Origin of the sequence: Mesorhizobium captivum (genome assembly GCF_033977165.1) — a bacterium.
Taxonomy (GTDB): Bacteria; Pseudomonadota; Alphaproteobacteria; order Rhizobiales; family Rhizobiaceae; genus Mesorhizobium; species Mesorhizobium captivum.
In genome coordinates this window covers 143,888-164,525 of sequence record NZ_JAVIJB010000007.1, presented here as the reverse complement: position 1 = coordinate 164,525, position 20,638 = coordinate 143,888, and the positions used below count along the sequence as shown (strand labels likewise).

Below are 20,638 nucleotides of genomic sequence, written 5' to 3'. Positions count from 1 at the left end.
AGAGAAATTAGAGTTCGCATTGCTGGCCCAGGCGGAAAATATGGATCGGGGCGCGTGCTGCCGGCGCCGGCTCGGACATTCTTGCAAAATCGCAGGCAGCCGCGTCTTCGCATTGGTGCCGTTCATCTAGGGCGAACCTGCCGAAGTGGAAGTTGATACCTTCGTTGAGCGCGGCGCATTTTCGTCCCTCCTTGGCGACGCGCTCAGGTGTCATAACGAACTTTGCCGCCGATCGTTGCCGGGTTGGCCAAGAGCTGGCGGATGGTTACCGCGGCGTTGGTCCGTCTAAGATGGATCGACGGCGGGAAGGCGAATACCGGCACGTCACTGCTGTTATGACCGAGCCTTGGGATCCCCGCCATCCAAGGCGGCTCGGCCGCGGCGCTCGATTTCGGCCGGCGACAAATCCTCCTTCCATGTCAGCAGTACCCAGACATGGCCGAACGGGTCGCGCACGCTGGCCGAGTTCGCGCCGTAGAACATCTCCGTTGGCGGCTGGACCTGCTCGCACCCTGCCGCTACCGCACGGGCCAGAACCACTGCATTGTCGTCCACCATCAGATGCAGGCCCGCCGTGCATGCCCCGACCTGCCGTGGCTCATCGTATAGCTCACTGGTCGGATCGCCCAACATTACCGTTGCATTGCAGATAGCAAGCTCGCAGTGCACGATCCGTCCATCCGGCGCTGCGATGCGTAACACCTCTTCGGCGCCGAACGCCTTGGCGTAGAAGGCCACGGCTTTGGCCGCGCCCTGGATATAGATGTGCGGAACGACAGCGTTCGAGTAGCGGAGAGGTCGTATTGTCATTGCCGGCTCGCTGATCCCTCTTGTCGCCATGATCGGCTCGTATATTGGCGCGCTGTATCGCTTGCTGCCCTTTCGCGACAGAGCACGATTAGTCATAACCGCGGGCCGTTCCCTCGGTTCCGAAAACGAGATGCCGCCGTGTGCCCCGATGCCGTGTCCGGATGTCGAAGCGCCCGGCTCGTTCGCTGCCTGGTTGGGCATGGCCCGTTCCTCTGTGTCAGGTAGGACGCGCGCCAATCTTGATTTCGCCGCGCAACAGGTGAAAAGCTCGACCCATGGAATGGCGCGACGAGGGAATCATTCTTGGCACCCGCAAGCATGGCGAAACCAGCGCCATCCTCGAGGTGATGACGCGCGCGCATGGCCGGCATCTCGGTCTCGTGCGCGGCGGCCGCTCGCGCAAGCAGCAGCCGGTGCTGCAGCCCGGCAACCGCGTCGACCTTCTGTGGCGGGCCCGCCTCGACGAGCATCTCGGCATCTTCCAGGCCGAGGCGATCGAGATGAACGCCGCCCGGCTGATGGACAGCGCGGTCGCCGTCTACGGCCTCCAGACCATGGCCGCGCATCTCCGGCTTCTGCCCGAGCGCGACGCCCATGGCGGGCTCTACGAGGCGCTGGCGGTGATGATTTCTCATCTCGACGATGCCGATGCCGCGGGCGAGCTGGTGGCGCGCTTCGAGCTGCTCATTCTGGACGAGCTCGGCTTCGGCCTCGACCTCAGCCAATGCGCGGCGACCGGCACGCGGCAGGACCTCGCCTATGTCTCGCCGAAATCCGGGCGCGCCGTCTCGCGCGCTGCCGGCGAGCCCTGGCGCGACAAGATGCTGGCGCTGCCCGCCTTCCTGCAGCGCGGTGCCGGCCTGCGCGCCGATCAGGAAGCGCTGGAGGACGCCTTCCGGCTGACCGGCTTCTTCTTCACCCGCCATGTCTATGAGCCGCGCGGCCTCGAGCCGCCCGACGCCCGCGCCGGCTTCCTGGCTGCGCTGCGCCGGCATCAGGCGGCGGTGAAGGCGATCGCCGGGCAGTAGGTCGAGCGCCTATTAGTCTCCCCGCCGCTCCAGAAAATCGTCGAGCATGGCGCGCTGGCCCTTCAGGATCTTGCGCCCGGCTTCAGGAAGTGAAAACCAGCCGGCTTTGTCCACCTCGGGAAATTCCTTCAGGGCACCCGACTTCGGCGGCCATTCCATGGTGAACATGTTGCTCCTGACGGCATCCGCATCGATGTCCGCTTCGACGCTCCAGGCGATCACGATCTTGCCGCCCGGCTGCTTGTAGCTGCCGACAGGCTGGAAGTCGCCGTCGATGGCGACGCCGAGCTCCTCTTCGGCCTCGCGCCGGGCAGCTTGGAGTTCATCCTCGTTGTCGTCGATGAGGCCCTTCGGGATCGACCATGCCGCCTCATCCTTCCTCACCCAGAACGGTCCGCCGGGGTGGACGAGCAGAAATTCGAACACACCGGCGGTTCGCCTGTAGATCAGCAGGCCAGCGCTTCGTTGCGGCATATGATTATCCTCGGCTCCCGCGAGCATCCGAGAATAGCATGGGTATTTTGCGGCTGCCGACGGACAATCTCCCAATTTCGGCTGGGTCGGCACTGGATAAAGCCTGCAAGTTGCTGGCAATCGGCGCGGAAACATGCTCGATCTTGTGAGGCCGGCAAGGCGCTGATTTCAATAGCCGTCTCATTGCCGCATTTGTCGGTCACGATTGGTACGGTTTTGAGGGGAAACCGCCATGTTTTTCAGCCTGATTGCCATTGCCGCGGTCATCGCTTTATTCGTCATCATTTCACGCCAGCAAACCCGCATCGGCCTGATCGAGCGCGAGCTTGGCGCGCTGCGCAGCCTGGTGCTTTCGGGTGTCCCGCAGCCCGCGCCCAAGGCTGGCACGGCCACGGAAGGCGCGCCAAGCGAAGCTCCCGCCGCGACGACCGCGCGGCCGGCAAGTGAAGCCGCCCCCCAAGCCGCTGCCGCGACGCCCGACGAACCTAAAGCAGAAGCGCCGACCCAAGCGGGCGAGGGCGCTTCGGCTGAACCCACGGGGCCGGCCGAAGCGGCGCAACCTGCCGCGCCGGCCCAGGCTGCGGCGCCGGTGGCAGCGCGCCAGACCGATGTCGAGACGGCGCTCGGCACGCGCTGGGCGGTCTGGGTCGGCGGCATCGCGCTGGCGCTGGGTGGGCTGTTCCTGATCCGCTACACGATCGAGGCCGGCATTTTCGGTCCCGGCGTGCGCCTCACCATGGCCGGCATTCTCGGCTTGGTGCTGATCGCCGGGGCCGAGTTCGTCCGCCGCACCGGCTTCAGGGTGCCGGTGCAAGGTGCTGCCGGCGCCTATATCCCGTCGATCCTGACGGCGGCCGGCGCCTTCATCCTGTTCGGCACCGTTTATGCTGCGCATGGCATCTACGGCTTCATCAGCCCGGCGCCGGCCTTCACGCTTCTCGGTGCCATCGGCATCGCGGCCATCGCGGCCTCGCTGATCCACGGCCTGGCGCTGGCCGGCATCGGCCTCCTCGGCGCCATGGTCACGCCCGCGCTCGTCGCCTCGCAGGCCCCCAACCCCTGGGCGCTGTTCGTCTATCTCGCGATCGTCCTTGCCGCCACGGCGGCAATCGCCCGCATCCGCGACTGGAAGGCGCTTGTCGCCGCGGCCTTCGCCGGCACCGGCATCTGGACCATTCTCTACCTGGTCGATGCGCCGGACGTGAACCTTGCCGCGGTGCTGTTCATCAGCCTGGCGACGCTCGCCGTGCTCGCCTTCGTCTGGCTCGCCCTTTTCTTGATTGCTGGCCGCGACGAAGCGGAGCCAGGCTTCGACTGGCCGTCGATTGTGCCCGGCTTGTTCGTTGCGCTGACCGCGCTCGAACTGTCGGTCGATCCTGTCTTCGCCAAGGCCGGTTATGCCTTGCATGGCGCGGTGCTGCTCGCGGCGCTTGTGGCGGTGGCGCTCTACCGGCCGCGCGCCTTGCCGCTCCTGTTCGCCGCCGGTCTGGCGACGGTGCTGATCTATCTCGGCATCATCCCACCCGCCACGATCGGCGCCGATGCTCTGGATGTCGGCCTAGGCGCTGAGCCGTTGGCGGCATCCGACGCGATGACCTTCCGCGTTGGCATCGCGCTCGCCCTTGTCTTCGTAGGAGCCGGCTTCTGGGACGCGCGCCGCTTCGCGGCTTCCGCGCCGGTTCGCTCAGCCTCGTGGGCGGCGTGGGCCGTGATTGCGCCACTGTTGGTGCTGACGGCGCTGTGGCTCACTTTCGGCGATATCGACCGTGACCTAGGCTACGCGCTGCCGGGGCTGCTCCTGGTGCTGGTCTTTGCCGGCGGCGGCGAATGGATCGCACGCAGCGAGGAGCCGCCGCTCGCCGGCGGCCCGGCTGTCTCCTTCGCGCTAGGAGGCGCCGGCGTCGCCGGGCTGCTGATGCTGCACATGGCCTTCAGCTCCGGCTGGACCACCGTTCTGCTCGGCGCCGCCGCAATCGTGCCGGCGCTGGCGACCCGCTGGCGCTCCTATCCGGTGCTGGGCTGGATCGCGGTCGGCGCGGCGGTCGCCGTGCTCGGCCGCGTCGCCTTCGACCCGACCATCGTCGGCGCGGCGGCACTGTCGAGAACGCCGGTCTTCAACTGGCTGCTCCTGGGTTATGGCGTGCCCGCGTTCGCCTTCGGCTTCGCCGCCTGGCAGCTGGCGCGCACCACCAACGGCCGGCCGCGCCTTGCCATGGAGGCGGCCTCGGCCCTGTTCGCGCTGCTCACCATCGCCATGCTGGTGCGCCACTCCATGCATGGCGGCGTCATCGACACCGGCCCCGTCACGCTCGGCGAACAGGCGATCTACACGCTGATCGCGCTCGGCGCGGGCGCGATCCTCGTCGCCATCGACATGCGCTCGCCGAGCTCGGTGCTGCGCTATGGCTCGATGGCCGCCGGCGTGGTCTCGGCGGGCTTGATCGTCATCCAGCATTTCATGGTGCTGAACCCGCTGGTGACGGACGAATCGACCGGCACCATTCCGTTCTTCAACCTGTTGTTCCTCGCCTATCTGCTGCCGGCGATCGCCGCAGGGGCATTGGCGCTCTATGTCCGCGACAAGCGTCCGAGATGGTATGCGGCGATGCTGGCGTTGGTCGCCTCGCTGCTTGCCTTCGCCTATGCGACGCTCTCGGTGCGGCGCCTGTTCAAGGGCGAGTTCATCGGCCTGTGGAGCGGCCTTGGCCAGCTCGAGACCTACACCTATTCGGCGCTCTGGCTGGTCATCGGCGTCGCGCTGCTCACCGCCGGCGTCTGGCTGAGGTCGCAGGTGCTGCGCATCGCGTCGGCCGTGCTGATCGCGGTGGCGGTGCTGAAAGTCTTCCTCTTCGACATGTCGGAGCTGGAAGGCGTGCTGCGCGCCTTGTCCTTCATCGGCCTCGGCGCTGTGCTGATCGGCATCGGGCTTTTCTATCAGCGGCTGCTCACAAGGGCTGCGAGAGAGCGGTGACACCCTGCTATTTTCGGGCTATTCCGCGCAGACGGCGCTGTTCGGCAGCCTCTTTGATGAGGCCTGCAATCTTGCGGACAAATGCCGGGCTGAAAGAACCGATCGGCTTCGTCGTGACGAGATCATAAGCTTGGTCCATCCGTACGCGATTATATTCGTCGAGGATCAGCCATGACGGAAAATCGAGGCCGCCCCTGCGGCACTCGATTTCACTGATGGCAATATGCGTGCGGGACTGATCGGGCTTTTGCGAGGTGAGCGGAAACAGGAATAGCGCTGTGGGCGTGGTCGGCGTTCTGACCACAATACAGACCGGCCGCGCTTTGCGGCCGGATTCTTCGCCGGCGTCGGCCTGCCGTGCCCATAGATAGTAATATCGAACCAGATCGCCGGGCTTAAGCATCCGGCTTGCCGCCGGTTATGATGGCCTCCAATCCCGACACCAGTTCATCGTGGACCTCATCCGGCGCATCTTCGAGCGTGTAAGCGACGGCAGGGGTCGAACCAACAAGTTTCCGGTATTGGACGGCCGACAGGATGATCAGCTTCTCCTTGCCGCGTTTTGTAAGGGCGACAGGCTCGATCATCGCCGTTTCGAGGATTTCGCCGGATGCGCGGTTCATGTCTGAAAAGGTGAATTGCTTCATCGGTCACCTCATACCTAATATACGTAGTATACCTATTATACCCATCTTACGTAATTAAACAAACAAAACCATCGTCATTTGGGCTGGGAATAAACCGGCATTCGCCGGCGTTGTTAAGGTGCTTGGGTACCGGAGCGGGTAGGCCGCTTCGCGCTGGCTGCTTGCGCCGCGCCGGAAACGCGCGTTCAATCGAATGGAAAACGACCTCGAAACAAGCGGTCATGGACGATAAGAAGGCAGCGATCCTGAGCGAAATACCTCGTCTGCGGCGCTATGCGCGCTCGCTGCTGCGCGATCGCGATTCCGCCGACGATCTCGTCCAGGACTGCCTGGAGCGCGCGCTTGTGCGGCTCGACAACTGGCAAACTGGAGAAAGCCCCAGGAGGTGGCTGTTTACGATCATGCATCATTTGTTCATCGACCAGATGCGCAAGGTTAACCGGCGCGGCGAGGCTGCGATGCTGCCTCTCGAAGCCGGCGAAGCCCAGTCCGCGCCCGCCGATCAGGTCGAAAGTATCGCCTCGCGCGAGATCATCGATGCCCTGCAGGCGATCAGCCCCGATCGCCGGGCGGCATTGGTCATGGTCGCCATCGAAGGCTTTTCCTACGCCGAGGCCGCCAACATCCTCGGCGTGCCGGCCGGCACGCTGATGTCGCGCATCGCGCGCGGCCGCGAGGAACTGCGCGGCCTGCTCGACGACTCCTCGCGCCGCCGTTCGATAAGGATCGTCGAGCGATGACCCGGCGCGATTTCTCCGAACGCGATATCCACATGGCCCTCGATGGCGAATTGCCGGGCGAGGAGCGCATGGCCTATGACGCCTGGCTCGAAGCCAATCCCGAGATGCGGGCAAAGAGCGCTCGCTATATAGCCGACCGTGCGGCGCTGCGGGCCGCTTTGGCCGGCGTCATGGACGAGCCGGTGCCGGCAAGACTGAGGCAGGCGGTGCTTGGTGAAGCGCCGGCGCGGACGCCTGCCTGGCGTTCGCGCTGGTGGCTTTCGGCGGCGGCCGCCGCCGTGCTGATGGTCGGCGGCTTCGGTGGTTACATGGCCGGCATCGGCGGCATCGGGCGGGAGGACGGAGCGGACGACCAACTCGCCGAGCAGGCGATCGCCGCCCATGTCATCTACGCCGCCGAGAAGCGACATGCGGTCGAGGTGCCGGCGAGCGACAAGGACCATCTGCAGACCTGGCTCTCCAACCGGGTGGGGCTGAAGCTGGTGGCGCCAGACCTCGCGGCCGAGGGTTTCGATCTCGTCGGCGGCCGGCTGCTGCCGGCGGGCGAGCACGGCAAGGCCGCGATGCTGCTCTACGAGGACGCCAAGGGCGAGCGCATCTCGCTCTTCGTCACCGCCGAATCGTCCGCGACCGCCAAGGGCACTTATGCGGCCGAGGCCGACGGACCCGAGGCGGTCTATTGGCTCGACAAAGGCTATGGCTGCGCCGTTGTCGGCTCGCTGCCGCGAGAGCGCCTGTCGGAGGTCGCCAAGAGCGCCTATGGCCAGCTTCTCGCCGGTATTTCGAGTTGAACCGGCTGCGTTTTCCGCAGCCGGCAGCGCTTCCAAACAGCGATCTTGTTCAAACACTTCGCGCTTCCTTGCCACCGCCGAAAGTGTCACAATTCAGCCCAAATCAAGGAGCGATAGCGGCTTGATGAATACCGGCGCTTCGGCTGGTGTTGCTTTTTTGACCGGGGCCTTTTCCGTAAACCCAATCGAGGTTCTTCCAAGCCCGCATGCCTGCCGAGATCCGCAAGGCCCGCGCGTCAGACGTCGATGACCTCGCCGCCATCGAGAAGGCTGTCTTCTCGGGCGATCGGCTTTCCCGCCGGTCCTTCCGCCAGTTCATCGAGCGTGAGACCGCCGAGATGCTGGTGGCCGAGAATGACAGCCATGTCGCCGGCTATGCGGTGGTGCTGTTTCGCAAGGGCAGCGGCGTGGCCCGGCTCTATTCCATCGCCGTCGGTCCCTTCTTCGGCAGCCTCGGCATCGGCCGCCAGCTGCTGGCGGCGGCCGAGGAGGCGGCGTATGAGCACGACCGCATGATGCTGCGGCTCGAGGTGCGCGAGGACAATCAGCGCGCCATCCGCATCTACGAGCAGGCCGGCTACCGCAAAATAGGCCGCGAGCCCGACTATTACGAGGACGGCGCCACCGCGCTGCGTTACGAAAAGACGCTGCGCGGCGATGTCCCGACCGCTACCCGGGTGCCGTTCTACCAGCAGACCTGCGAGTTCACCTGCGGCCCCTGCTGCCTGATGATGGCGATGGCCAATTTCGACCGCGGCTTCGTGCCCGATCCGGTCATGGAAATCCGTCTGTGGCGCGAGGCGACCACCGTGTTCATGATGTCGGGGCCGGGCGGCTGCGAGCCTTTCGGCCTGGCGGTCGCTGGCTATGAAAGCGGGCTTGCCGCTGAGATCTTCGTGTCCTTCCACGGCGCGCTGTTCCTGCAGTCGGTGCGCAGCGAAGACAAGCGCCGAGTCATGGAGCTCGCCCAGGTCGACTTCCGCCGCCGCGCGGAACTTTACGGTATCCCGGTGAATTACCGTTCGTTCGGCATCGACGACGTTCGTTCGGCCCTCGCCGAGGGCAAGCTGGTGCTGGTGCTGATCAGCGGCTTCCTGATGTTCGGCAAGAAGGTGCCGCATTGGGTGCTCGCCATCGGCGATGACGGCGACCATATCCTGATCCATGATCCTTGGGTCGAGGACGAAAGGCAGGAAACGATCCTCGACGCCGCCAACATTCCAGTGCCCTACGGCATCTTCATGAATATGGCTCAGTTCGGCCGCGATGAATTGCGCGCCGCCATCACTCTGGGAAAACGCTGAAACAATGACCTGGGTCATCCTTACAGGCAGGCAGAACGATCTCGACCAGGTGGCGACGCCGCACAAGATCATCACCAACCGCGACTATCTCGCGCATCCGGCGCTGTTTCGCGGCCAGCGGCCGAAGGTCATCAACTTGTCGAACAATTACGGGTACCAGAGCCGCGGCTATTACGCCTCGCTGCTTGCAGGCTCCCGCGGCCACAAGGTGATCCCGACCGTCGAGACCATGATCGACCTGTCGGAGCGCAAGCTCTACGAGCACGCGCTGCCGGAGCTCGAGCTGGCGCTCAACAAATGCCGCAAGGATCTCGGCGGCACCTTCCCGTCGAAAGTCGCGGTCTTCTTCGGCATCGGACCGTCGAAAGTCTGGGACAAGTTCACCAAGCTGTTGTTCGACTGGTTCCGCGCGCCGGCGCTGGAGGTCCACATCAAGGACAGCGCCGAATGGGCCTCGATCCGCAAGATCGGCTTCCTGCCGCTCGCCCGCATGACCGACGAAGAGGAAGCGTCCTTCCTGCAGTGCCTGGAGAACTACACCAACCGCGAATGGCGCGACACCAAGGGTCGCACGCCGGCCCGCTATACTTTCGCGACGCTGGTCGATCCGCATGAGGAGTTGCCGCCGTCGGAGATTTCGTCGCTGCGCTACTGGGCGCGGATCGCCGAGAAGATGGGCGTCGAAGTCGAGCCGATCACTAGGAAGGACCTGGCCAAGCTCGCCAATTACGACGCGCTGTTCATCCGCGAGACGACGTCCATCTCCAATCACACCTACCGTTTCGCGCGCCGCGCCCAGCAGGAAGGCATGCCGGTGATCGACGACCCGCTGTCGATGATCCGCTGCACCAACAAGGTCTATCTCAACGAGTTGATGACCTACAACAAAGTGCCGGTGCCGCCGACGGTGATGATCGCCGGCACCTCTGATTTTGAGCTCGCCGCGCAGACGCTTGGCTTCCCACTGGTGCTGAAGATTCCGGATTCCTCCTTCTCGCGCGGCGTCAAGAAATGCGAGAACCTTGCCGAGCTGACTAAGCTCGCGACCGAGTGGCTGGAGGATTCCGATCTCCTCATCGCGCAGAAATTCATCCCGACCGAATATGACTGGCGCGTCGGCGTGCTCGGCGGCCAGCCGTTGTTTGCCGTCCACTACCTGATGGCGAAGAAGCACTGGCAGATCGTCAACCACAAGGCCAACGGCAAACCGGACCAGGGCGGCATCAAGACCTTCACCTTGAAGGAGACGCCGCCGCACGTCGTCGAAACGGCGGTGAAAGCCGCGCGCTGCATCGGCGACGGGCTCTACGGCGTCGACCTAAAGGAGACCAAGGACGGCGTCTTCGTCATCGAAGTAAACGACAACCCCAATCTCGACCACGGCTGGGAGGATTCCGGCGAGAAGGACGAGCTCTGGGTGCGGCTGACGCAATGGTTCCTGGAGCGCCTCGAGCGCCCGGGCCGTTAGAGCAATTCCAGGAAAAGTGTGTAACGGTTTTCCGTCCGGAATTGCGTGAAACAAAGAGATGGAGCGGTTCGGCGTTTCCACGAAACGGTGAACCGCTCCAGCATCCATTTTGGGGGACAAAGATGCTGTTTTTCGTGATCGAGGATTTCGCCGGCTGCGACCGCAAGGAGATCTACCGCCGCTTCCGCGACCGGGGCCGGCTGAAGCCCGACGAGCTTGTCGTGCACCACAGCTGGATCGCCGGCGACATGAGCCGCTGCTTCCTCCTGGTGGAGGCCGACGACGTCACGCTGCTGCAGCGCTGGGTCGTCGAATGGGCGGACCTGGTGGAGTTCGAGATCGTCCCCGTTGCCACAAGCAAGGACATGGTCGCGGCGCTGGCCGGGCATCTTTGAGCAAGCGCCCACACGCTGTCGTCAGAATGATGCGGCGATCAGTGCCGGCGATTTGACGGCGCGCCGGCACTCCTCGATCAGCCATTCGCGGAACGCAGTCACCACATCGCGCCTTGCGCTGCGTTCGGGGATGGTCAGGCAATAGGGCTGGCGCAGTTCCAGTGCTCGGGCGACGGGCCGGAGCAGCCGGCTGTCCTCCAGCGCCTGGGCACAGTAGATCCCTTGCACCAGCGCTACGCCCAGCCCCGATATGGCAAGGTCGAGTGCTGCCCGCGACGAGTTGGCGGAGAGGCCGCGCCGTGCCGCCCGGCCTGGCTCGATGCCCGCCGCCTCGAACCAGTTGCGCCAGGATGGAAAGGAGGCGCCGGTCGGTCCCCAGTCGGTGTGGATCAGCGGCAGGCCGGCGAGGTTTTCGGACTTGATTGCGCCGGCAAGGCTCGGCGCGCAGACGGGATAGACGGCGTCCCGGACGATGTCCTCGGTCGGATGCTCGCGATAATGTGGACCGTAGGAAAGCCGGATGTCGATCAGCTCATGGTCGAACGGCACCGGGTCGTCGTCGCCTCTCAACGAAATATCCGCGGCGCCGTGGCTTGCGACAAAGCCGGCAAGGCGCTCGGAAAGCCAGCCCATCGCCATCGAAGGCGGCACCGAGATGACGAGCCTTGGCCGGAACGCATCGCCGACATCGCGCGCGACGCTGCCGATTTCCTGGAAGGCCATGGTGAGCCTCGGCAGCATCTCGACGCCGGCCTCGGTGAGCACGACGCGGCGGTTGACGCGGTGGAACAGCTTGCGGCCCAACTGCTCCTCGACGGTGCGGATGAGCTGGCTGACGGCTGCCGCCGAAACCGACAGCTCCTCCGCGGCCGCGGCGAAGCTGCCGGTGCGAGCCGCAGCCTCGAAGGCCTGAAGTCCCCGCAGCGATGGAAGTGCGACCATGGCAACCAGTAAGATAAGTTCAGCTTATCTATTTTGCAGAATTCCTCATTTTTCGAAAGGTTTCTTTCTGCGGTACGGTAGTTCCATGAACGCCATCGACCGCAGCGAATCCGCCGACCATCGCGATGTCATCGCCTCGCTGAGCAATGAGGAGCGCAGCCGGCTGACCGGCAAGTCGGATTGGCCGGGCCTTCTCCAGTTCGCCCTCCATCTCGGCGCCATAGTCGTTCTCGGCGCGCTGATCGCGGCCAGGGTGCCGTTTTGGCCGCTGCTGATGCTGCCGCAGGGCATATTGATCGTGTTCCTGTTCACGCTGCTGCACGAGACGGTGCACAGGACGGCGTTCGAGACGCAGTGGCTGAACGATGCCGTCGCGCGGCTGTGCAGCTTGGCGCTCGCGCTGCCCACCGACTGGTTCCGCTATTTTCATTTCGCCCATCACCGCTTCACCCAGGACCCGGAGAACGATCCGGAACTGGCCTTCCCGAAGCCGGAGACCTTGCGGCAATTCATCGTCCATGTCTCGGGCCTGCCGGTGTGGTGGGGCCACCTCAAAACCCTCTACATCAATGCGATTGGTCGTTGCCGGGACAGCTATGTGCCGCCAAAGGGCTTGCGGAAGGTGCAGGCCGAGGCACGGGCGATGATCATTTTCTATGTCGTCGTGCTGGCGCTAGCCGCCTGGTTCAAGGCGACGGTGCTGCTTTATGTCTGGATCGTGCCGGCGCTGCTCGGGCAGCCCTTCCTGAGGCTCTACCTGCTGGCCGAGCATGGCCGCTGCCCCTTCGTCGCCAACATGCTCGAAAACAGCAGGACGACGTTGACCAACTGGTTCGTCCGCAAGCTCGCCTGGAACATGCCCTACCATGCCGAGCACCACGCCTATCCCGGCGTGCCGTTCCATCAATTGCCGGCATTCCATCAGCTGATCGAGCGGCATCTCAAAGTGGTCGAGCCCGGTTATGTAAGCTTCCACGAGAAATACATCGAGACGCTGCGCTGACGGGCTGAATGGTTTGGCTGTCAGCCGGATTGGCGCAGCTTTTCCTGCGAGCGCAGCAGCCGACTCATCTCGGATGCCTTGGCCGGTACGCCGATCAGAAAACCTTGCGCCTCGCCGCAGCTGGCCTTGCGCAGCATGTCGAGCTGCGCTTCGGTCTCGACGCCTTCGGCAGTGACGGTGATGCCGAGCTCGGTGCCGAGTCCGATCACCGTGCGCACGATCGCCGCCGTGTCGCGCTTGTCGAGGTCGCGGATGAAGGAGCGGTCGATCTTGATCTTGTCGACCGGGAAGCGCCGCAGATAGCCGAGCGAGGAATAGCCGGTGCCGAAATCGTCGAGCGCGATGCGCACGCCGAGCCCGCGCAACTGGCGGAGCGTTCTCAGCACCGTATCGCTTTCGTCCATCATCACCGTTTCGGTGATTTCGAGCTCGAGCCGGCTGGCCGGCAGGCCGGAAAAGGCGAGCGCCGAGATCACGCTGCGGGCAAAGCCGCCGCTCTTGATCTGGGCTGCCGAAACGTTGACCGCCATGCGCACGTCCCGCGGCCAGCCCGCCGCCGCGCTGCAGGCCTTGCGCAGCGCCCAGTCGCCAAGCTGCACGATCAGTCCGGTCTCCTCGGCCGCCGCGATGAAGTCTTCCGGCGATACCAGCCCGCGCGACGGCGAGCGCCAGCGCATCAGCGCTTCGGCGCCGACGATGTCGCCGGAGGCGATGTCGAGGATCGGCTGGAAATCCAGCTCGAATTCGCGCCTGGGCAGTGCCGCCTCGAGGTCGGCTTCCAGCGCCCGGCGCTCCCGCACCATGGCGTCCATTCCGGGCTCGAAGAAGCGGTAGATATTGCGCCCCTCGCTCTTGCCCCGGTAAAGCGCCATGTCGGCATTGGTCAAAAGCGTGTCGGCGTCCTGCCCGTCGCCGGGGTAGAGTGCGATGCCGAGGCTGACCCCGACATGCATCTCGCGGCCCTTGTCGCGATAAGGCTTGCCGATCACCTCGACGATGCGTTTGGCAAGCCTTTCGGCATCAGCCGCGCCCCTGACGTTGGACTGGATGATGGCGAATTCGTCGCCGCCGAAACGCGCCACTACGTCCTTCTCGCTGCGCAAGCAGCGCCGCAGGCGCTCGGCCACGCATTTCAGCAGCCAGTCGCCTGCCGGATGCCCGAAGGTGTCGTTGACCGCCTTGAAGCGGTCGAGGTCGAGCGAGAAGATCGCCAGAGGCGCGACCTTCGGCTCGCTCAGCGCCTGGTCGAGCCGCTCGCGGAACATCGAACGGTTGGGCAGGTTGGTCAGCGTATCGTGATGCGCGAGATGCGTCATGCGCTCTTCGGTGCGGCGCCGCTCGGTGACATCATCGAAAGTCACCACCCAGCCGCCGCCGCTCATCGGCTGGCGGACAACGAGAAACGTCCTGCCGTCGGCAAGATAGCGGTAAGCCGACTGCATCTTGCCCGCCCGAAGGGCGGCTTCGGTCTTGGCGACCTCGCTGTCGACGTCGATCTTGGTGTAGATGCCGAGCTCCAGCAATCGTTCCAGCGCGTCGCGGTGCGTCGTTCCGAACGGGAAATCCGCCTCGGCGACCTTGTACAGCTCCAGGAAACGCTGATTGCGCACGATCATCTTGCCGTCGGCGTCGTACATCAGCAGCCCTTGCGACATGTTGCCCAAGGCGGCGTCGAAACGGCGATGCTGCTCTTTCAGCTCATCTTCGGCGCGCCGCTGCTCAGTCACATCCTCATAGATCGACACCCATCCGCCGGATGCCAGCGGCCGGTGCGAGATGACGATGATGCGTCCATCCGCCAGCGTCTCCTCATAGGTCGAGGGCTTGGCGCCGTCGATATAGGGCTTGCGGACGGCGTAGAGTTCCGCAGCGCTTTGCGAAGCGATGCCGATATCGACGCTGTGCTGCAGGATGTCGAAGAAGCGGATGCCGGGCTTCATCACCTTGGCGTCGAGGCGGAAGAGGTCGATGTAGTTGCGGTTGCAGATGATCATCCGCTCTTCGGCGTCGAACATGCATAGGCCATGCGACATGTTCTCGACGGCGGCCGAAAAGCGCTCGTTCTGCGCGCGGAGTTCCTCAGCTATTCGTCGAGCGGGGCCAATACCGGTTGCTTTCCGCTTGCCTGCGGCCGAACCAGCCTTGACATGAGCGACGGGCATGAGCGCGCCTGCTGACCGTGACTGAACACGTTACTGTCGCGGCCCCCGGTTAATTTAGCGTTCTTTCACACCGTTGAATTGGCGGCAAGAAAAGCCTGCCGTCTGGACTCAAGCGCCGCGAAACGCTTCAGAAATGCCGCCTGCGCCCAGGTCACCGAGCGCGGCGTGAAGTCGAAGCGGTCGGCGGAAAAGCCGCGCGGGCGGCCGAAATACTCGGTCGCTTCCGCCGTCGAGAAACCGGCAAGCATTGTGGCCTCGTAATAGGCGGCGATCTGGTCGGCGCGCTTGATGTCCTTGCGCAAGGCGGCGCCGAGCTCGGCCGGCAGCGAGAAGCGCAGATGGATGGCGCGCTGCAAGCGCAGCTCGCAATCCTTGTAGGAGCCGCCCATCACCGACTTGAATGGCGAGATCATGTCGCCGATGACATATTCGGGCGCATCGTGCAGCAGCGCGGCGAGCCGTGCCTCGGCCGAAGCCGCCGGCACCAGCTCGCCATACAGCGCCTCGACCAGCAGCGAATGCTGCGCCACCGAAAAGGCATGCTCGCCGCTGGTCTGGCCGTTCCAGCGGGCGACGCGGGCGAGACCGTGCGCGATATCGGCAATCTCAATGTCGAGCGGCGAAGGGTCGAGCAGGTCGAGCCGCCGGCCCGACAGCATGCGTTGCCAGGCGCGCGGCGGCGCCCCGGCGCGGTCGGCCGCCATCAGGCCTCCTCCGCGCTGACTGCGTCCTGCGGAAAGGTGAATTTTGCCCATGCTGGGATGGCAAGGACGATTGCTGTCTCGCCGGCCATGATCGCATCGCAGGCATCCAGCGCCGCCTTGACGCGATCGATGCGAGCGATGGCGAGGCCGCGTCCGCCGCTCACCGAACCCAGGGTGCCGACCGGCCGGCCATTGACAGTCACCTCCGTGCCGGCCGGGGGCAGCGACCCGGCGGCGACGGCGATCAGCACACGACGCCTGGCGGTGCCGCGATGCTGCATGCGCGAGACCACCTCCTGGCCGACATAGCAACCTTTCTTGAAGCCGACGCCGCCGGTTTCATCCAGCAGCACGTTGTGCGGGAAGGCGTCGCCGAGCTGGTAGTCCGAACCGCTTTCGGCGATGCCGTTGGCGATGCGGAGCGCGTGCCATGCCTCGGCGTCGCCATCGCCCGCCGCGCCGCTGTAGACACGCCTGACCGCCACATCGCGGAAACGGGCGTCGGTAAGCGTCGTTGAATCAGCCCCAATTGAATCGAAATGTGAGGCGGTTGAATCATCGCCCCACGCAACCGTGACAAACAGCTGATCCTGCTTGGCAATCTCGGCCTTGGCCCTTAGCCGGTAAAGCATCAGCCGGCGCACGAAATCGTCCGCTATGTCGGCCCGGCATTCCAGCCGTAAGCCGTTTTCGCCGGCGCGCGAGATCAGGAAGTCGAACAGGATCTTGCCTTGCGGCGCAAGCAGCGCGCCAGGCTTCGCTTCGCCGGGACTGAGCGTGTCGAGATCGGTGGTGAGGATGTTTTGCAAAAAATGCTCGGCATCCGGGCCCGATACGGAAATGAGCGCACGGTCTTTCAGCAGGGCAAAGGGCATGAGCGGCCTGATCTTGCAAAAATGATGGTCATTACGTAAGCCGGCCACACTCCCCCCGCAAGAGATTGGCCCCGCAAGAGATTGGACCTGCCATGGCAACCACCTTCGACCTCATCCTGACAGGCGGTACGGTAGTGAACCATGACGGCGAGGGCCGGCGCGATGTCGGCGTGCGGGCAGGGCGCATTGCCGCGATCGGCGATTTAGGCCAAGCCTCCGCCGGTGAAACGATCGACTGCCGGGGCCTGCATATCCTGCCCGGCGTCGTCGACAGCCAGGTGCATTTCCGCGAGCCGGGGCTGGAGCACAAGGAAGACCTGGAGACCGGCTCCCGCGCCGCGGTGCTGGGCGGCGTCACTGCCGTCTTCGAGATGCCCAACACCAACCCGCTGACGACAACTGAGGCGGCCCTTGCCGACAAAGTGCGGCGCGCCACCGGTCGCATGCATTGCGATTTCGCCTTCTGGGTCGGCGGCACGCGCGACAACGCCGGCGACGTCGGCGAGCTGGAACGGCTGCCGGGCGCCGCCGGCATCAAGGTGTTCATGGGCTCGTCGACCGGCGACCTCTTGGTCGAGGACGACGAAGGCGTCGCCTCGATCCTGAGGAATACGCGCCGTCGCGCCGCTTTCCATTCGGAGGACGAGTTCCGCCTGCGCGAGCGGCTGGGCGAGCGTATCGAAGGCGATCCCTCGTCCCATCCCGTCTGGCGCGACGAGATCGCGGCGCTGCGCTGCACGGAGCGCCTGGTGCGTATTGCAAGACAGACACGCGCGCGCATTCATGTGCTGCACATCTCGACAGCCGAGGAGATCGTCTTCCTCGAACAGCACAAGGATTTCGCCACCTGCGAGGCGACGCCGCATCATCTGACGCTCACCGCCGACGACTATGCGAGGCTGGGCACGCTGATCCAGATGAACCCGCCGGTGCGGGCAGCGCGCCACCGCGACGGCGTCTGGCACGGCATTTCGCAAGGCATCGTCGACGTGCTCGGCTCCGACCATGCGCCGCACACGCTGGCCGAGAAGGCAAAGTCTTATCCGGCCTCGCCGTCCGGCATGACCGGCGTGCAGACGCTGGTGCCGATCATGCTCGACCATGTCAACGCCGGCCGGCTCACCCTGCAGCGTTTCGTCGATCTCTCCAGCCACGGCCCACAGCGCATCTTCGGCATGGCGCGGAAGGGCCGCATCGCCGCCGGCTACGACGCGGACTTCACCATCGTCGACCTGAAGCGCCGCGAGACCATCACCAACGCGCAAGCGGGCTCCAAGGCGGGTTGGACGCCCTATGACGGCAGGCAAGTCACCGGCTGGCCGGTGGGCACGATCGTGCGCGGCAACAGGGTGATGTGGGAAGGCGAGATCGTCGCACCCGGCCAGGGCAGGGCGGTGGAGTTTTCCGAGGCACTGGTGGTTTAGGCCACGTTGGATTTCTTAAGCGCTCTGCCGCACTTCAGCGAGCCAACGGCGCCCTTCAATCCCCGGCGACGAAGAACAGCCACTGGCCGGTGGGCGTGATGCCGACGCGGTAGAAGATGTAGGCGCCGAACTGCTTCATGTCGTCGTAGTCGCTCGCCGTGACGAGCTTGAACAGCTCGACGCGCTGCCTGGGGTCGAGCTTGTCGAGCGGCAGCGCGAAGAAATACGGCCAGACATAGAGTTCCTGCGGCGTGCCGGTGTCGACATGGACATAGCCGGCGCTGAGCACCTCTTCCAGAATGGCGAGGATTTCCTGGCCGTCGCCGTCGCCGGACAGCCCCTTGAGGAAGGTGATCGGATCGCCGTCGATGTCGCCGAGCGACAGCTGCGTCATGGAATCGCCTGAGCCGATCAGCGACCGAAGTTTTTCGATGTCGCCGGTCTTGCAGGCATCGATGATCAGGCCGTGCATGCGCTTGACCGGTTCGGGAAGCTTGTCGAGGTCGTAGACGACAGCGGGAGGCGGCGCGTCCGGATCGGCGCGCGGGCTGGTGACGCCGCCGCTGCCGGAAGGCGTTTCAGGTTCGCTCTTGTCCGTGTCGGCCGGCTGACCGTTGTCGGAGGGTTTGGTGCCGGGCGGGTCCGGCATCGGCAGGGTGGTCCCCGGCGCGGTGTTGTCATTGTTGGCAGGCGGCGTGACCGGCGAGGGCAAATCCTGGCGTTGGATCTCACTCAGCGCATAGGAAGGCGTGCTGGCGAGGCATAGCGGAAACGCCAGGCAGGACGCGGCGATCCACATGCCGATGGTCCAGGCGCGCGACCAGCCTGCCAATGAAAATCTCACCCTTGCCTCTCCATGGTTTCCGGGCTCGCAAGAGCAATTCCAGGAAAAGTGTGCAACGGTTTTCCGTTCGCAATTGCGTAAGCAATGGCTAGAGCAATTCGGCGATTCTACCAAACGCTGAATTGCTCTGGTTCCGGACAGCGCTTTGAGCTGTTAAGGCACCTTGGTATGATGCCCAAACGGCGCGTTGCCGTCAAAAGCCGCAAGTAACGGGCGGGCTAGTGCTTGAGCCGCTCCGGCTCGAAGGCGCCGGAGATCACCTTTTCGCGCATGCGGTCGAGGAGGGCCAGCGCGGACGTCTCGCCATTGGCGCGCAGCATCTCGCCAAACGCGGTTTCGAGCGCCGCTTCGGCAATGATTTCGGGCTCGATGCCGGCCGACAAGCCTTCAGCCCATGCCTCGCTGTGGCTTTCCACGGCAGTCAGGCGCTTTTCTTCCCTGACCAACGCGTCGATGTCGCTGACACCATGTTCCATTGCGATGTCCACCTTTTTCAAGCGACGGTCCGGCAAGGGACCGGCTTGACCTGCCAGTTCATCCGCAACCTCGGATAAGTATTTGTAAATACGACATTTTTACGGTCGCAATCTACATTTCGAGCAAGGCTGCGCTCAATCCAGTCCGACCTTAGCCGATTAGGCCGGCTTGCGGCATCAAAACCTTCAGTTTGAGTTAATTCCGCAATTGCGCGCTAACGTTTCATTAACATAGTTGCACAAGTGCCACACATGATTGCACCAAGGCGCGGCCTGACACAATAAGCCACGTCACATTGGGGCCGACTATTGTGGAAAGTGTGCATAAACCGGTAGTCGCGACCGACTTGTCCCTCAATTCCCGTATCGGGAAGCGATGTCGCGCGACAGGGTTTCACCCTCCGTCATGTAGCGGGCAATGGCCTCGGCGGCCGAAGGCGTGCATTGTGTGTAGGTGCCGCTGAAGGAGCGGTAGCCGCGGTTGAAGGAGGCGATGAAGCGGGCGCGCCGGTCGGGATCGGGGTTCTCAGACTCGAGCAGCTTTTCCATCTCGACCCGCCATTGGTCGCCCTTCTCTCCGCAGAGGTTGCGCAGGAAATGCAGCGATCCCAGCACCTCGGCGAGTCGCATCAGCCCAGGCTCGAACGGCGCCTCGGCGGCCGGCGCCGGCCGCGCCGTGAGGGCCATACTGACGGCGAGGCACGCGGCGAGGAGGGGTGAGGCGCGGTTCATAGGCCTATGTGACCAAACAACTCGTCGCTCGCAAGCCGATTTTGGAAGACTATTGGCATTGGCCGTCGAACGAATGCGCTGCCCTCATTGGCAGCCAAACTGCCGAGGTTCGCGCCCCCCTCATTGCCCTGCTGGGCATTTCTCCCCGTATAGTGACGGGGAGAAAGGGCTGGCCGCAGCGCTGGCTCCCTTCTTGCAACGCCAGCGATTGGCGAAATCAGCGAAGAGAGCGCCCCTTTCCCCGTCACTATAGGGGAGAGGATGCCGGTCCACCCTCCGCAGCTGCAGCGCAGCTGCTGCGGAGGACGGGCAGGCAGGTGAGGGGCAGCGCAGACGCCTGGAAGTCATAGCGTCGCGCTGTTCGAAGCTACTTATGCGAATCGCCAAGCAACTCTCCTGCGACCTCAAGCACCTCGTCCGCCAGCGGCATCTCCGCCATTTCCGCCAGCGTGTAGAAGGCGGCCGTCTCCGCATCGTCGCTGGCCACCGGCTCGCCGCCAACATAGGCCGCGCCGAACACCGTCAGCAGATAGTCGACGGCATGGTTCTCTGCACGGCCGTCGATATGGATGTCGCGCAGCGGCTGGTAATCCCCGGCCTCGAGCCCGGTTTCCTCTTTGAGCTCGCGCGCGGCGGCCTGCGCCAGCGTCTCGCCAGGCTCCACCTTGCCGCCGGGATAGGCGTAGAGCCCCTGCGAGGGCGGCCGCGCGCGCTTGACCAGCAGCACCGTCATGCCGCGCACGACGGCGACGGAGACGGCGGGGATTATCTTGCTTGGTTCCATGCGTTTCTGCAGCCTGTTGTGGACCGATTGGCCGGATCCAGCTTTAGCGGTTGCGGCGTGGCTG

At 64.5% G+C, this 20,638-nt stretch carries 21 protein-coding genes; 9 read left to right on the top strand and 12 right to left on the bottom strand.

The features are described 5' to 3' along the window. Positions 1-333: 333 nt before the first annotated feature. Positions 334-1,011 carry a VOC family protein gene (locus tag RFM40_RS09120; protein ID WP_320274857.1) on the bottom strand — a complete coding sequence of 226 codons (678 nt, stop codon included), beginning with the start codon at positions 1,009-1,011 and terminating at the stop codon, positions 334-336. A 74-nt stretch (positions 1,012-1,085) separates the two neighbouring features. On the opposite strand from RFM40_RS09120, the gene recO reads away from it, so the two are divergent. Further along, positions 1,086-1,838 carry a DNA repair protein RecO gene (gene recO / locus RFM40_RS09115; RefSeq protein ID WP_320277431.1) on the top strand — a complete coding sequence of 251 codons (753 nt, stop codon included), beginning with the start codon at positions 1,086-1,088 and terminating at the stop codon, positions 1,836-1,838. Between the two features lie 12 nt (positions 1,839-1,850). Here the strand turns inward: recO and RFM40_RS09110 are convergent, their stop codons facing one another. Continuing rightward, on the bottom strand, positions 1,851-2,312 hold the full coding sequence (locus RFM40_RS09110; RefSeq protein ID WP_320277430.1) for an NUDIX hydrolase: 462 nt from the start codon (positions 2,310-2,312) through the stop codon (positions 1,851-1,853). A 232-nt stretch (positions 2,313-2,544) separates the two neighbouring features. Here RFM40_RS09110 and RFM40_RS09105 point away from each other — a divergent pair, with 232 nt between their 5' ends. Continuing rightward, on the top strand, positions 2,545-5,283 hold the full coding sequence (locus tag RFM40_RS09105) for a DUF2339 domain-containing protein (protein WP_320277429.1): 2,739 nt from the start codon (positions 2,545-2,547) through the stop codon (positions 5,281-5,283). Between the two features lie 7 nt (positions 5,284-5,290). Here RFM40_RS09105 and RFM40_RS09100 read toward each other — a convergent pair whose 3' ends face one another. After that, positions 5,291-5,686 carry a hypothetical protein gene (locus RFM40_RS09100; RefSeq protein WP_320277428.1) on the bottom strand — a complete coding sequence of 132 codons (396 nt, stop codon included), beginning with the start codon at positions 5,684-5,686 and terminating at the stop codon, positions 5,291-5,293. After that, a complete protein-coding gene (locus RFM40_RS09095) occupies positions 5,679-5,930 on the bottom strand; it encodes a prevent-host-death protein (protein ID WP_320277427.1) in 252 nt (83 codons plus the stop codon). Before RFM40_RS09095 ends, RFM40_RS09100 begins: the two co-directional genes overlap by 8 nt. A 221-nt stretch (positions 5,931-6,151) precedes the next feature. On the opposite strand from RFM40_RS09095, the gene RFM40_RS09090 reads away from it, so the two are divergent. From RFM40_RS09090 to RFM40_RS09070, 5 genes are all read left to right on the top strand, one after another. Continuing rightward, positions 6,152-6,670, top strand: a complete 519-nt coding sequence (locus tag RFM40_RS09090) for an RNA polymerase sigma factor (protein WP_320228303.1) — start codon at positions 6,152-6,154, stop codon at positions 6,668-6,670. Continuing rightward, positions 6,667-7,461, top strand: a complete 795-nt coding sequence (locus RFM40_RS09085; protein ID WP_320277426.1) for an anti-sigma factor family protein — start codon at positions 6,667-6,669, stop codon at positions 7,459-7,461. The genes RFM40_RS09090 and RFM40_RS09085 overlap by 4 nt, the downstream gene beginning before the upstream one ends. Before the next feature lie 206 nt (positions 7,462-7,667). Beyond that, positions 7,668-8,765 carry a peptidase C39 family protein gene (locus tag RFM40_RS09080; protein WP_320221324.1) on the top strand — a complete coding sequence of 366 codons (1,098 nt, stop codon included), beginning with the start codon at positions 7,668-7,670 and terminating at the stop codon, positions 8,763-8,765. Positions 8,766-8,769: 4 nt separating this feature from the next. Then, a complete protein-coding gene (locus tag RFM40_RS09075; protein WP_320228306.1) occupies positions 8,770-10,233 on the top strand; it encodes a RimK family ATP-grasp domain-containing protein in 1,464 nt (487 codons plus the stop codon). A 122-nt stretch (positions 10,234-10,355) separates the two neighbouring features. Continuing rightward, a complete protein-coding gene (locus tag RFM40_RS09070; protein ID WP_320221326.1) occupies positions 10,356-10,628 on the top strand; it encodes a DUF3303 domain-containing protein in 273 nt (90 codons plus the stop codon). Between the two features lie 21 nt (positions 10,629-10,649). Here the strand turns inward: RFM40_RS09070 and RFM40_RS09065 are convergent, their stop codons facing one another. Further along, positions 10,650-11,570, bottom strand: coding sequence for a LysR substrate-binding domain-containing protein (locus tag RFM40_RS09065; RefSeq protein WP_320277425.1), 921 nt, complete (start codon positions 11,568-11,570; stop codon positions 10,650-10,652). A gap of 85 nt (positions 11,571-11,655) precedes the next feature. Between RFM40_RS09065 and RFM40_RS09060 the strand changes: the two genes are divergently transcribed. Further along, positions 11,656-12,573: a fatty acid desaturase family protein gene (locus RFM40_RS09060; RefSeq protein ID WP_320277424.1), complete on the top strand. Its 918-nt coding sequence runs from the start codon at positions 11,656-11,658 to the stop codon at positions 12,571-12,573. A 20-nt stretch (positions 12,574-12,593) separates the two neighbouring features. On the opposite strand, the gene RFM40_RS09055 is transcribed toward RFM40_RS09060, so the two are convergent. From RFM40_RS09055 to ygfZ, 3 genes are all read right to left on the bottom strand, one after another. Next, on the bottom strand, positions 12,594-14,735 hold the full coding sequence (locus RFM40_RS09055) for a putative bifunctional diguanylate cyclase/phosphodiesterase (RefSeq protein WP_320277423.1): 2,142 nt from the start codon (positions 14,733-14,735) through the stop codon (positions 12,594-12,596). A gap of 65 nt (positions 14,736-14,800) precedes the next feature. After that, positions 14,801-15,439, bottom strand: a complete 639-nt coding sequence (locus RFM40_RS09050) for an HD family hydrolase (RefSeq protein WP_320228310.1) — start codon at positions 15,437-15,439, stop codon at positions 14,801-14,803. Further along, on the bottom strand, positions 15,439-16,314 hold the full coding sequence (gene ygfZ / locus RFM40_RS09045) for a CAF17-like 4Fe-4S cluster assembly/insertion protein YgfZ (protein WP_320277422.1): 876 nt from the start codon (positions 16,312-16,314) through the stop codon (positions 15,439-15,441). The genes RFM40_RS09050 and ygfZ overlap by 1 nt, the downstream gene beginning before the upstream one ends. A gap of 92 nt (positions 16,315-16,406) precedes the next feature. On the opposite strand from ygfZ, the gene RFM40_RS09040 reads away from it, so the two are divergent. Further along, complete coding sequence (locus RFM40_RS09040) at positions 16,407-17,738, top strand: dihydroorotase (RefSeq protein WP_320277421.1); 1,332 nt, start codon at positions 16,407-16,409, stop codon at positions 17,736-17,738. A gap of 55 nt (positions 17,739-17,793) precedes the next feature. Here RFM40_RS09040 and RFM40_RS09035 read toward each other — a convergent pair whose 3' ends face one another. The 4 genes from RFM40_RS09035 to RFM40_RS09020 form a co-directional block, all read right to left on the bottom strand. Continuing rightward, complete coding sequence (locus tag RFM40_RS09035; RefSeq protein ID WP_320228367.1) at positions 17,794-18,537, bottom strand: hypothetical protein; 744 nt, start codon at positions 18,535-18,537, stop codon at positions 17,794-17,796. Between the two features lie 263 nt (positions 18,538-18,800). Continuing rightward, positions 18,801-19,058 (bottom strand): hypothetical protein, encoded by a 258-nt coding sequence (locus RFM40_RS09030; protein WP_040972051.1) that lies wholly within the window; start codon positions 19,056-19,058, stop codon positions 18,801-18,803. 354 nt (positions 19,059-19,412) lie between these two features. Then, positions 19,413-19,790 (bottom strand): TIGR02301 family protein, encoded by a 378-nt coding sequence (locus RFM40_RS09025; RefSeq protein WP_320228313.1) that lies wholly within the window; start codon positions 19,788-19,790, stop codon positions 19,413-19,415. Positions 19,791-20,157: 367 nt separating this feature from the next. Continuing rightward, positions 20,158-20,574, bottom strand: a complete 417-nt coding sequence (locus tag RFM40_RS09020; RefSeq protein WP_320228314.1) for an NUDIX hydrolase — start codon at positions 20,572-20,574, stop codon at positions 20,158-20,160. Positions 20,575-20,638 lie beyond the last annotated feature (64 nt).